Origin of the sequence: Peptoniphilus indolicus ATCC 29427 (genome assembly GCF_000227315.1) — a bacterium.
Classification (GTDB): Bacteria; Bacillota; Clostridia; order Tissierellales; family Peptoniphilaceae; genus Peptoniphilus; species Peptoniphilus indolicus.
In genome coordinates, this window is record NZ_JH165061.1 from 293,432 (window position 1) to 305,731 (window position 12,300).

Consider the following 12,300-nt stretch of genomic DNA (forward strand, 5'->3'; position numbering starts at 1 on the left):
TTTACTCATTTAGTATATGTTAAAATGGAGAATGGAGGTTAAAATGTTATTTTGCTCACTTTCTAGCGGTTCTTCCGGGAACTGCCAATATATAGAATATAAAAACACAAAAATTTTAATAGATGCCGGTCATTCGGGTAAAAAGATAACTGAACTTTTAAATAGTATCGACAAAAAAGTAGAAGAAATTGACGCAATCTTTGTAACTCATGAGCATTTAGACCATGCTAAAGGCGTTGGGGTGCTTTCTCGTAAACACAACATAAAAGTTTTTTCTACTATAGAAACCATGCGAGCTATGCAACCTGTAACTAAAGAAATAGCTGCTGAAAATGCCTATACTTTTATAAATGGTCAGCCTTTTCAGTTCAAAGACTTGTTCATCCAACCAATGCAATCTTTCCACGATTGTAGTAACGGAACTTGTTTTATACTAAATGGTAATAAAAAAATAAGTGTAGTCACAGATACCGGATATATAAATCCTGATTTGCTAAACTCAATGGAAAATTCAGATATATACTATTTAGAATCAAACCACGATTATGAAATGCTGATGAACGGAAGTTACCCTTGGAGTTTGAAAAGTAGAATTTCTTCAACTCGAGGCCACCTTTCAAATGACAATGCGGCAGAAGTTTTAAACAGATTAATCAAAAAGAAGAATGAAATTGTAATGTTGTCTCATCTATCACAAGATAACAACACCCATACAATTGCTTCAAATACAGTACGTAATCTTCTCCATCAAAACTCAATAATAGACGGAGTAGATTATACTTTAGAGGTATCTCCTCGTGATGAGATTTCTCTACATGAAATTTAGGAGGAAAAATGAATATACTATTAACAAATGATGACGGGTATTTTGCACCCGGTATAAAGGAACTTGCAAGACAACTTATTGCAGAAGGACACAACATTACAATTGTCGCTCCTACTCAAGAAAATTCAGGCAAAAGCCATTCTATAACTCTACGTGAAAAACTTGTTGTATCTCCTGTTACAATAGATGGAATAGACGCTATGTGCTATTCAGTTAGCGGGACTCCTGCAGACTGTGTAAGAGCTGCTCTAAATATACTTGATACAAAATTTGATTTTTGTTTCTCAGGCTGTAACTTTGGATACAATGCCGGAATGGATATACTCTACTCTGGAACTGTTTCTGCGGCAATTGAAGCCAATGTCTTTGGCATAAATTCATTTGCGGTTTCAGCTGAATTTTTAAAAGAAAACACAAATTATGAAACAGCTGCAAAAGTTGCAATAGAAGTATTCAACAAGGTTCATAAATCTCTTGATAAAGTTCAAGTTGTAAATATAAATGTACCATCTGTTGAATATTCAGAATTAAAAGGCATAAAGGCAGCTAAAATTGGTGGAAATGTGATGGATAAGTATACAAAGGTTCAAACTGAAAATGGATACACTCTTTCTCTAAGCGGAAGAAATGAATACAATTGCCCTGAAAATACTGACAGATATCTTCTTTCAGAAGGATATGCAACTGTAACTCCACTTTTATATAATTTAACTGATATCGAACTACTAAAAAACATCAGTGAAAAATTATAGAGTCTTTGACCATAAACTATTTAAAAATTAGATTTTTTATAAAACAAAATCAACTTTTTATTAAATCATAGAAAGTTGATTTTTAATCTCTAAAGCCAATTACTTATAACTTTGAAAAGTAAATATTTCCTTTACATTAAAAATCCGTTTAAAATGAACTATTGTTTAATATGTTACCAAAAATTTATAAAAATTTTTTCTCTTATATTTTCCTTATATACTAGCTTTTAATTCTAAGAATTGTGCTCAGCATATTTTAATTAAATATTTTTTATTATTTTTGTTCTACTCACATTTTATAACTGTTAAATTTTTATTATTTAATTCCATAATTCCTTTACTTATGTAAGCATTATTTTGTAAGCATTCCACTTAAAACCTTTAATATTACTAACTCTTATGTGTTTTTTATTGTAATTTTAAAACTTTAATGATATGCTCAATAATATAAAATTTTAATATATTTAGGAGGACATTATGAAATATTTAAAATACTTAGTGGCTGAAAAAAGTGCGTTTTTTATTGGTGGAGTTGCCGCTGCAATGGTAGCTAAAAAAGTTTTAAAGAGCAAATCTCTACACAACTTAGCAGTTAGTGCTGTTGCCGGTGGTATGAAAATTCAAAAAGAAGCTGGCTATAAACTTGAATCAATAAAAGAAGATGCTGAAGATTTAGTAAGACAACAAGAAGAATCTGCTAAAGCTGAATGCAATTGTGATTGTGATTGCGAATAATATAATATGAAATTTCAAATCGCATGTAATTTAAATGGTTATCTGCGCTTAAAGTTAGGTCGATATACTCTTGATGAAGAAAAGTCATATTCTCTTTCTCATGAGATAAAAAAATACAGTGGAGTTTATAAAGTCAGTGCAAACCACATAACCGGTTCTGTACTAATAGAACATGATGCTGATGTCAATTCACTTATTGAAAAGCTAAAAAAAATAGATTTGGACTCTCTTGAAGAGGTCCCTTCTTATGAACGAGATGAGAGCACTGCAATAGGTGTTAAATTTAGACAAAAACTTTTGAACAAATTCTTGATTAGATTCATTGCAAGAAATCTAATTCCTAGACCCATTGGCAAAATAGTAATTATAAAAAGAGCCCTTGGCTATATAAGTAAAGGTTTCAATTCTCTATCCAAGGGCGAAGTCAATGTTGATGTTTTAGACGGTTCAGTTATAGGTCTCTCTATATTGAAAGGTCACTATGGCAATGCCGCTTCTATAATGTTCTTACTTGGAATTTCTGATGTACTTGAAGAATACACTAGAGAAAAGAGCAGAAACACATTATCGAGCGCACTGATATTCCAAGTTGATAAAGTTTGGATTAAAGGTAAAGATGGAGAACAATATCAAAAATCTCTTGTAGATGTTCAACTAGAAGAGCAAATCATCGTCCGTACCGGATCAATGATTCCTGTTGATGGAAATATAGTAAGTGGCGAATCTGAAGTCAATGAAGCAAGTATGACCGGAGAAAGTATGCCGGTTCAAAAAACAGTTGGCGATTCTGTCTTTGCAGGAACAGTGGTTGTAGACGGAGAAATTGTAGTTGCTGTAAAATCTCTTCACAGTGATTCTCGAATTCAGAGCATACTATCTATGGTCGAGGAATCTGAGGGATTAAAATCTGCAATTTCTTCTAAAGCTGCTCACTTAGCTGACAGAATTGTACCTTACAGTTTCTTGTTTTCTGCAATTGTATTTGCACTTACTCGCAGTTCAGAAAAAGCTCTTTCAGCTCTTACTGTAGACTACTCTTGTGCTATAAAGTTAGCGACTCCTCTGTCAGTTATTTCTGCAATAAGTGAGGCTTCTAACAACAGAATTATGGTCAAGGGGGGTAAATATCTTGAGGCTTTGAGTGAAGCTGATACTATTGTATTCGATAAAACAGGCACACTTACTATGGCAACTCCTAAAGTGGTTAAAGTTATACCTTTTGGAGATTTCACAAGAGACGAAGCACTTAGATTGGCTGCTTGCCTTGAGGAACACTTCCCTCACAGTTTAGCTCGTGCCATTGTAAAAAAAGCCGAAGAAGAAAATTTAAAACACAAAGAAGAACACGCAGAAGTTCAGTATATTGTATCTCATGGAGTTCATTCTACATGGAAGGGACATAAAGTTCTAATAGGAAGTTCACACTTCTTAACAGATGATAACGGTGTATTTATTTCTGAAGATGAAGAAAATATAATAAATTCTGAAGGAGTTGGATATTCGTGTGTATATCTATCAGTAGATGATAGACTTGCCGGTGTAATTTGCGTGCAAGACCCACCTCGTCCGGAGGCTCCAAGCATTATAGCTGAACTAAAAACTCTTGGAATAGACAATATCTACATGCTCACAGGAGATAGCTCTCAAGCTGCTGAAAAAATAGCTGAAGAGTTAAATATAGATAATGTCTTCTCAGGAGTGTTACCTGAAGACAAGGCAGAAAAAATTGAAGAATTGCAAAGAAAAGGTCACCGCGTAATCATGGTAGGAGACGGTATAAACGATACTCCTGCACTCGCTAAGGCCGATGTTTCAATCTCCTTAAGAGATGCTACTGACCTTGCAAGAGAAGTTTCTGATATCACTCTATTAGATAGCAATTTGCATTCTCTAATAGAGCTTAGAAAACTTAGCCGTGGAATGACTAATCGTATTGAATCGAATTTCACGAAAATTTTTACAATAAATACCATGTTATTGGTGCTTGGTGCATTTGGAACTCTTAGACCTACTAGCACAGCACTTCTACACAATGTTTCAACTGCGCTAATAGGTGCAAGTTCAACTAGAAATATTTTACCTTTAAATTAAAATGATCGGCATACTCGAAAGAATATGCCGATTTATTATTTTCTTTTTTCAAGTAACTCAGTACTCTCTTCTACACTTAGAAGTTTTCCATAGCTTACAACTTCTCCGTCAACTACAAGAGCCGGCGTACTCATAACACCCATACTTGCAATGGCTGAGAAATCAGTTATATAAGGACTCCCCTAAAAGAAGTCCTTAAATTATTATAATGCACTTGCTAAATTTTCTATTTCTTCATCTGTTGTAAGATATGTCGTTACAAATCTCAAAACTCTGTTGTCTTCATCTAACGGCATTACTTCAAACATATTATCTACTGCCAATTGTTCAATTTTTTCCAGTGGATATTCTATAAATATTTGGTTTGAAACCGGTTCTTGATAGAATTTAGCTCCGACACTTCTCAACTTGCTCTCTAATTTTTTAGAAGCTTCAAATGATTTTCTACCAAGTTCATAGTATAGTCCATCTTCAAAAAGAGCTGCAAATTGTGCACCTAGTGCAAATCCCTTTGCCATAACTGCTCCTCGTTGTTTCATGAACTTTCTAACGTTGACTTTTAAATCATCATCTACAATTACAATTGCCTCACCATACATTGCACCGTTTTTTGTTCCGCCAAGTGTAAAGATGTCGCATATCTTTGGAAGTTCAGATACATCAATTCCACTCGCCGCAAGTCCGGTTGCCATTCTAGCTCCGTCTATATATAAATACAATCCATGTAGAACACACACTCTGTATATTTCTTTTATCTCTTCAAGTGAATATACAGTTCCAAGCTCTGTGGTTTGTGAGATATATACTAATTTAGGTTCAATATGATATTCTTCTCCTAAGCTTAGTATTTTTTCTTCTATCAATTCTGCACTTAACTTTCCATTAGCTACTTCTATAGTTTCAAGCTTATGACCTGTAGCTTCTATTGAGCCTGTTTCGTGGGCTGTTATGTGACCTGTGCTCGCTGCGATTATTCCTTCGTATGGCATCAAATTAGCGCTTATAGCGATTATGTTAGCTATTGTTCCCCCTCCTACAAATTCAATTTCAACAGTTTCATCTTTTAAATCTCGTCTAATGTAATTTTTAGCTTGCTCAGTATAAAAATCTGAGCCATAACCCAAGTGTCCATTTCTTTCAATTTTACCAAGCTTCTCAAAAACTCTCTCATGGCATAAATCATTATAGTCGTTTACAAAAATATTCATACTTCACCTCTTTGTTACAATTATACTACTCATGGTATAATATTGGCGAGGTGTATTATGAAAGATAAACATGGTGCAAATATTTTTGAAATTTCAAGAGAGTATGGCTTTGACGAAACTCAAATTGCCGATTTCTCTTCCAATATAAATCCTATAGGACCTTCTGTGTCATCTATAGAATACTTAAAAGACAATTTAAATTTGGTAACAACATATCCTGACCCTGAATATGTTTCTCTTAAAGAGAGCATATCGTCTTATTCAGGAGCAAACCCTGAGAATATTGTGCTTGGAGCTGGAACAACAGAGCTATTTAAACAATATATAAGTTTGATTTCACCTAAAAAAGCTTTGGTATTCTCCCCTTGTTACTCAGAATATGAAAATGAACTAAAGAGTATAGGTGCTGAAATATTTTATGAAGACTTGCTCGAAAAAAATGAATATGCAGTATCTTTGGACTCTATGATAGAAAAAATTAAATCTCAAAACATAGAGATGTTGATATTTGCAAACCCAAACAATCCGACGGGAACAATACTAAATCGTGAGGAAATTTCCGCAATACTTAAAACCGGCATTCATCTCTTGGTCGACGAAACCTATGTAGAATTTACCGACAAAAGCAAATTTTCAGCAGTGGAACTCACCAACCACTATCCTAATCTATTTGTAGCAAGAGGTGTGAGCAAATTTTTTGCAACTCCCGGGATACGTCTTGGCTATGGAATCACATCAGACAAAAAACTACTAACTACTCTTAAAGAAAACTCCATGCTTTGGAATGTGAATATATTTGCCGATATTCTCGGTCAAAAAATGTTCCAAGACTCAAAGTATCAATCTGAAGTGTTTTCATTTATGAATTCACAAAGAGACTACTTTTTTAAAGAGTTGTCTGAAATTAAAAATATAAAATGTTTTCCATCTTATGGTAACTTTATTCTCTGTAAAATTTTAAACCATTCCACCGCAGCCGAGTTAAGAGAACATCTTATGAAAAAAGCCATCGTCATTCGCGATTGTTCAAATTTTAAAAATCTAAATGAAAAGAACTTTAGATTTTGTATATTGTCGGAAGCTGACAACAAAAAACTAATATCTGAATTAAAAAAATATTTCAAATAATAAAAAGCTTTGTCCTCGTAGCGACAAAGCTCTTTTTTTAAAACGTTGAAAGTCCACTAAACTCTTGGACTCTATATATTATATTTTTCCACCATATATCTTCGGCATTTGTGTTGTAATCAAGTGTATAAGTTCTACCATTGTTATTCCATAACACATCTATATAATTTGCAACTTTTTGCATTTCTTCAGTGTCCTTATCGCCAATTATCACTACATCCGATTCCAAATTCAAATCATCTAAATTTCTTCTTGTGAAGTTTGCCGAACCGCCTATCAATACCATTTCATCATTGGTTTCTAAAACAAGTAACTTTGAATGGAATTGCTCTCCACTGGTGTTGTACCATCTAATTTCTATATTTTTTTCTTTAGACAGTTCATTTGCAACTTGTTTATTAGGTATTCCTATCTTCTTCTGACCAAAGGCATCCTTATTCAAATCTAAAATCAATCTTATTCCAACACCTCTCCTAGATGCTTCTTTTAATTCCTTTATAATACCTCGATGTGATAAGTAGAATACACCTAAATACAATTTATCTCCCTTTTTAGAACGTCTTATAGTGTCTATCAAAGCTTCCTTTATCTTTCCTTCAGTTACACTTTGTATCTCAAACTCTCCACCTTTTACATCTTTTACTATAAATTCAAGCGCTCGAGATTCTAGGCCAGAAAATCTTATAATGGCTTTTTCAGACTCCAATATATCATTTAGAACAGCACCTTTAACTTTAAAAGCTATGTTAGAATGAAATGCACTTCCATCATGCGGGTTTGCAGAAGCTATTATGGCTTCCTTTTCATTCACAACAACTTTTCTATGATTGGCTTTGAAATTTAAAAGCTTTGTATATTCTGAAATAGAGACTTTTTCTCCCTTTATAAATAAATTCGGAAGAAACTTCCCTTTACCGGACGGTAAATTTCTAAAATATGCTCTATAAAAACTTGTATATAAAGGATTTGAATCCTTTATTGCATCTAAATCAGTAACCAAAACTTCTATGTTGGCCTCTTTTAACTTTCTGAAGTTCTCCGGCATATATCCACCATAAAAAGTATTTATAGGGTCTGTTATCAACACTATAGGCAAATTAGGATTCTTTGCTTTTTTCTTCAAAAGAGTTTCTGTAAGTTCATTTGAAAGCGACGGCATATCATACTTATCCTTGTCGTAATCATCGTTAAATAAGAAAAAATCTAACAATAAAAAGTTTTCTGCCTCATCTATTAATTTATATACATTTGAAAAAATTTCCTGTTCCGACTTTCTGTCTCCTTTGATGTCAGAATAAGTTAAATCATATAAAAAGTTAAAATCTCCGTGGTGCTCTAAACTCTTGTATGAAACATCTTCAGGTATTTCTCTAAAAGATTCAATTAAAAATGTGCCAAAAGGTACTATAATAAATATTAGTAATAAAACTATTTTTAAAAACATCTTCATCTTGAACCTCTTTATTTTAATAATTTATTTTATTTGCAAAAATTCCTTATATCTTTAATTAACTCTTCATATTTATCCGTCATTATAGCATGTCCACAGTTATCGTACATTATCAGCTCAGCTTGTTTGGAAAAATAATTTTTATTTACTTTAGCTATCAATGAATCCACAACCTTATCTCCAGTGCCATGAACAATTAAAATCGGTATATTCTCTCTAATTGTTTTGTTAAATCTAAAATTTCCAACTGCATTCCCAGCTTCAGACAAGCATCTTTGTTTTACAGTATCTTGTAAATTTCTATCATATATCTCATCACCCGGATAATTTTCTGTATATACCAAGCTCTTCAGTATTCCACTCATTCCCCTGTACTTTATAGCTTCATTAGCATGTTCTAAAAAAGAAGTTATCGGATTATATTTAACTAAACTTTGAGTTAGAGTAAAATTAACATTGTATATTTGATTGCCAATGCCCTTCATTCCCGTTGTCAGTGGAAGTTCAGCACCATACACTCCTATGGACGCCATAAGTATAGCTTTTTTCACTCTGAACTTTAGGTCTTGATCCCCCATAAATTCCATTACAATTCCACCACCCAATGACCAACCCAATATGTAAAATTCTTTTAAATCTAATTCTATTACAAACTCTCTAATATCATCTGCAAATTCAGATATACTATTTATTTTCTTATTGTAAGAACTATTCCCATACCCCCTTAAATCAGGAGCTATAACTCTATACTCTTTAGATAATTCTTCTATCATCTCTGTAAAAAAGATTGAAGAAGATATATTGCCATGTATCAATAATAAAATCGGACCTGTGCCCTTTTCTCTATAAAATATCTCTTCACCATTTATTTCTATAGTTCTACATTTCAAAATTGACCTCCAAACATATTTTAATTTTATCAAACTCACTAAATCATTACAATCGTGCCAATTGAAATTATAAAGTCCCTAATATATAATTTTTACAAAGGAGGTAGAAATGGAAGATTTTAAAACATTACCTACCGTAGTCAGTACAAACCCGAATCACCACCTACAAATAATTCGCGCGGAGCTGACTAACGATTTAAGCATTGCATTTGATATATTAAATATAGGCAATTTAGTTGTTTCAGATATAACTTTTTCAGTTAAATACAAAGATATATACGGTAATTTTCTATTTAATTCAAGTGAATTTTTCTATACTTCAAAATCTATTGAAGTGCTTCCAGAAAAAATTTACTATGTAGAACCATTTAAAATAGACCAGAGATTTGTTGATGCTCGTGGTTTAGAAGTAAGAATTAGAGAAATCACTCACCTTGGGGGTAAAAACCATGTCTACGATGCCTCCGAAGAAATTTCATACAGCTTAGCTGTTATTCCTCAAAACAAACAAATTAAAATAAACAATTTGCTTGGTAATGACATAATAGCTTATGGTGAAAATTTAAGAGTTGCTTGGAAGTGCGTATGTGGTGCTGTAAACCCTTCAGACGTTCAGGAGTGTAGACACTGTCACAGAAATAAATATTTTGTACTAAATAATTTGACCGAGTCGCTGGTTAATATGAAGATACTAAATATGCTTTCTCAAACTATAAACTTTTCTGAAGCAGGAAAAAAAGCCTTAACTGAAAATCTAACTAAGACACATCTTACAAAAATTGCTCCTTCTACAGATGTATTGGCAACTACTCGAATTAATGAAGATGAAGATAAGAGCAAAAGTAAAAATAAAGTTCTCACAAATACCCTTTTAGTTACTGTGTCTTTAATTATATTTATATTAATTTCACATCTAATAATGAATTTTAATCAGTCAAATAATTTTTATAAAGCAAAAGATTATATAGCCAAAGGGAAATATCAAGAAGCCGTTCAACTGCTAGAGAAAATACAACCTTCAGATAAATTTGAAACTCAACCTTTAATAGAAAAAGCTGAAAAACTCATGGAATCAGATAATCTATTTTCAAGAGCTAAAACATATTTTGATGAAAAAAACTATACTGCAGCCTTAATAAACTATAAAAAAGTATTACCTGAGGACTTACACTATCAAGAAGCTCAAGATAAAATAAGTGAAATAGAAGAACTCGTTATAAATAGAGCAAAAAACCGTATAGAAAATGGAGACCCTTACGAAGCCGTGAATATATTATTATCCCTACAAGAAATATTACCGGAATCCGCAGAAGCATCTTCACTTCTAAGCTCTATAAAATCATCTTCGGATTATGTAAAACAAAACCCTTATGATATTGAAGAATCTCCCGAGTACAAAAAAAATCGTGCTGAAATGTCTAATATAGCAAACAATCTATTACACACTTTCCAAAAAGTACAGACAGATAAAGCCAATTTACGTACATCTCCTTCTATTGAATCTGAAATTGTAACTACGTTGCCAATTGATTCCGATCTATATGTAAAAAATACAAAAATTGAAGGGATAGAACGCATTTGGTGTGAAGTAGAGGCACTCGACTCTTCAACAGGAGAAAGATATCAAGGTTGGATATCCAATAAAGTTATGGATAAAGATAACGCCAGTAAAAATACAGTTTCTGTTTCAAAATTCTAACAAAAAAACTGTATCAAAAAGACTTCAAAAGCAACAAAGCTTTTGGATTTTTTTGATACAGTAAAATTTACATCTCTTATAATAGTTCTAAATAATTTACAACCGGTTCTTCATAAGGATGACACTCTTTAATTACATCTTTTACAAAATCCAGTTCCGCAGACCTTATTCTAAACTCTAATCTTACTTCCCTTATTTCACTAACTACGCCAATTTCTCCGGTGTATGGATTTGCCCCTTCAATAGGTCTAAAGTGACCAGTGACATTTGAAGTTGCAAATACATAGTCATAATTTCCATCTCTAAGGATTCCTTCCTCATTAAGAGCATTGACTAACTTTATGACATTCTCTTCAGGTATATAAACTTCTACTTTTATATATTCTCTCACATAATCACCCCTTAATAAATATGCCATTATTATATATTAGCCTATAATATCACTTCAACTAAGAAGAAAATAAGAAAGATTTAAAATTTTATTAAATTTTGAACTTACTCATTCTTACCATTCTATTTAATGTCGATATCCCAAGTATTATACACAGCAATATTTCATCACTTTTTACATTATCATGCTCTTTAAGATAATCAATATGCTTGCGTTAATATTTTTAGTTAAGTATTTTATTTCCCATATGTAAAAATTAAGTTTAGATTGATTTTAATAATTTATAGATTCTCTTGATTATTTGCTTTTTCTAAAATCGGCTGAAATAGTTCTTCCTCAGCTTTCTTTCTAGCTCTGATAGCATCTTCTTTTTTCTTAAATGTTCCAAGTGTATATCTCTTTCTTCTTAATGTAATATAAGAAATCCACTTTCCATTTTTAGTTTGACTGACACCTCTTACTCCACTGGTATTATTTGATGGAATCTTTCCCGTTAGTAAGTATGGTAAAGCTCCGTCTACATAGTTATATTTGCGTTCATTACTAAGATGCCCACAACTAAGTGTATGTCCGCTGATTAGGTTGGATCTGGATACATAAGTATACTTACCGCAAGAACATAGACAAAGGTACTTTTCTCTATTTTTATCAAATGAGATAATTGTAAGCTCTCCAAATTTTTGCCCTAATAAATCTTCATATTTATGATTCCCGCAGTCTTTGACATATCCTCTGTCCAATTGCTTTTTAGTGGCTTCAATGTATTTTCCGCATTTAAGACACCTACATTTCCAAACTATTAAACCATCTTCACGTTTTTCAGTTTTCTCTTCAACTATAAGGTCGTGATATATTTTCCCTACTATGTTTTTATAACTATTGGCAATCTCCGCTCCTCTACATCCACAGCTCACTGTCCTCCCTGAAACAAGATTACTATAATATACATCAATAGTGTTTCCGCAATCACAAATACATTTACATTTTTTGTACTTGCCTTTTTTATAAACAGATATCACTTTTAGTTTCCCAAACCTTTTCCCTATTAGTTCGTCGTTTTTATCTATTTCTTTTAAATCCTTTGATACCATATCTACAAAAATCTTCTTTTTTCTAAAAACCTACTCTTA

12 protein-coding genes are annotated in these 12,300 nt (G+C 32.4%); 6 read left to right on the forward strand and 6 right to left on the reverse strand.

The window, feature by feature from the left end:
- Positions 1–43: 43 nt before the first annotated feature.
- The 4 genes from HMPREF9129_RS01320 to HMPREF9129_RS01335 all read left to right on the forward strand — a co-directional run bounded on the left by HMPREF9129_RS01320 (position 44) and on the right by HMPREF9129_RS01335 (position 4,404).
- Positions 44–826 carry an MBL fold metallo-hydrolase gene (locus HMPREF9129_RS01320; protein WP_040552125.1) on the forward strand — a complete coding sequence of 261 codons (783 nt, stop codon included), beginning with the start codon at positions 44–46 and terminating at the stop codon, positions 824–826.
- 8 nt (positions 827–834) lie between these two features.
- On the forward strand, positions 835–1,578 hold the full coding sequence (gene surE, locus HMPREF9129_RS01325) for a 5'/3'-nucleotidase SurE (RefSeq protein WP_004819536.1): 744 nt from the start codon (positions 835–837) through the stop codon (positions 1,576–1,578).
- Between the two features lie 477 nt (positions 1,579–2,055).
- A complete protein-coding gene (locus tag HMPREF9129_RS01330) occupies positions 2,056–2,313 on the forward strand; it encodes a DUF1490 family protein (RefSeq protein WP_004819539.1) in 258 nt (85 codons plus the stop codon).
- Between the two features lie 6 nt (positions 2,314–2,319).
- Positions 2,320–4,404: a heavy metal translocating P-type ATPase gene (locus HMPREF9129_RS01335; protein WP_004819540.1), complete on the forward strand. Its 2,085-nt coding sequence runs from the start codon at positions 2,320–2,322 to the stop codon at positions 4,402–4,404.
- A 35-nt stretch (positions 4,405–4,439) separates the two neighbouring features.
- Here the strand turns inward: HMPREF9129_RS01335 and HMPREF9129_RS10880 are convergent, their stop codons facing one another.
- Entirely contained in the window at positions 4,440–4,574 is a 135-nt protein-coding gene (locus HMPREF9129_RS10880) for a thioredoxin family protein (protein ID WP_257009183.1), read from the reverse strand.
- 33 nt (positions 4,575–4,607) lie between these two features.
- A complete protein-coding gene (locus HMPREF9129_RS01345) occupies positions 4,608–5,612 on the reverse strand; it encodes a threonine aldolase family protein (RefSeq protein WP_004819542.1) in 1,005 nt (334 codons plus the stop codon).
- A gap of 57 nt (positions 5,613–5,669) precedes the next feature.
- Here HMPREF9129_RS01345 and HMPREF9129_RS01350 point away from each other — a divergent pair, with 57 nt between their 5' ends.
- Positions 5,670–6,740: a pyridoxal phosphate-dependent aminotransferase gene (locus tag HMPREF9129_RS01350; protein WP_004819544.1), complete on the forward strand. Its 1,071-nt coding sequence runs from the start codon at positions 5,670–5,672 to the stop codon at positions 6,738–6,740.
- Between the two features lie 37 nt (positions 6,741–6,777).
- On the opposite strand, the gene HMPREF9129_RS01355 is transcribed toward HMPREF9129_RS01350, so the two are convergent.
- Positions 6,778–8,190: a phospholipase D-like domain-containing protein gene (locus HMPREF9129_RS01355; protein WP_004819545.1), complete on the reverse strand. Its 1,413-nt coding sequence runs from the start codon at positions 8,188–8,190 to the stop codon at positions 6,778–6,780.
- A gap of 29 nt (positions 8,191–8,219) precedes the next feature.
- Complete coding sequence (locus HMPREF9129_RS01360) at positions 8,220–9,080, reverse strand: alpha/beta fold hydrolase (protein WP_040552127.1); 861 nt, start codon at positions 9,078–9,080, stop codon at positions 8,220–8,222.
- Between the two features lie 109 nt (positions 9,081–9,189).
- On the opposite strand from HMPREF9129_RS01360, the gene HMPREF9129_RS01365 reads away from it, so the two are divergent.
- The gene (locus HMPREF9129_RS01365) at positions 9,190–10,779 is read left to right on the forward strand and encodes an SH3 domain-containing protein (RefSeq protein WP_004819548.1); all 1,590 of its coding nucleotides are present in this window, start codon (positions 9,190–9,192) and stop codon (positions 10,777–10,779) included.
- A 76-nt stretch (positions 10,780–10,855) separates the two neighbouring features.
- Here the strand turns inward: HMPREF9129_RS01365 and HMPREF9129_RS01370 are convergent, their stop codons facing one another.
- Together HMPREF9129_RS01370 and HMPREF9129_RS01375 are read right to left on the reverse strand one after the other, a co-directional pair.
- Positions 10,856–11,170, reverse strand: coding sequence for a YqfO family protein (locus HMPREF9129_RS01370; protein WP_257009108.1), 315 nt, complete (start codon positions 11,168–11,170; stop codon positions 10,856–10,858).
- Between the two features lie 281 nt (positions 11,171–11,451).
- Positions 11,452–12,261, reverse strand: a complete 810-nt coding sequence (locus HMPREF9129_RS01375; protein WP_004819552.1) for an AP2/ERF family transcription factor — start codon at positions 12,259–12,261, stop codon at positions 11,452–11,454.
- Between the last annotated feature and the right edge of the window lie 39 nt (positions 12,262–12,300).

What these genes read in the sequence shown, in the direction of transcription:
- HMPREF9129_RS01320 (WP_040552125.1), top strand. Translation starts at nt 44, where the DNA reads ATGTTATTTTGCTCACTTTCTAGCGGTTCTTCCGGGAACTGCCAATAT.
- surE (WP_004819536.1), top strand. Translation starts at nt 835, where the DNA reads ATGAATATACTATTAACAAATGATGACGGGTATTTTGCACCCGGTATA.
- HMPREF9129_RS01330 (WP_004819539.1), top strand. Translation starts at nt 2,056, where the DNA reads ATGAAATATTTAAAATACTTAGTGGCTGAAAAAAGTGCGTTTTTTATT.
- HMPREF9129_RS01335 (WP_004819540.1), top strand. Translation starts at nt 2,320, where the DNA reads ATGAAATTTCAAATCGCATGTAATTTAAATGGTTATCTGCGCTTAAAG.
- HMPREF9129_RS01345 (WP_004819542.1), bottom strand. Translation starts at nt 5,612, where the DNA reads ATGAATATTTTTGTAAACGACTATAATGATTTATGCCATGAGAGAGTT.
- HMPREF9129_RS01350 (WP_004819544.1), top strand. Translation starts at nt 5,670, where the DNA reads ATGAAAGATAAACATGGTGCAAATATTTTTGAAATTTCAAGAGAGTAT.
- HMPREF9129_RS01355 (WP_004819545.1), bottom strand. Translation starts at nt 8,190, where the DNA reads ATGAAGATGTTTTTAAAAATAGTTTTATTACTAATATTTATTATAGTA.
- HMPREF9129_RS01365 (WP_004819548.1), top strand. Translation starts at nt 9,190, where the DNA reads ATGGAAGATTTTAAAACATTACCTACCGTAGTCAGTACAAACCCGAAT.
- HMPREF9129_RS01375 (WP_004819552.1), bottom strand. Translation starts at nt 12,261, where the DNA reads ATGGTATCAAAGGATTTAAAAGAAATAGATAAAAACGACGAACTAATA.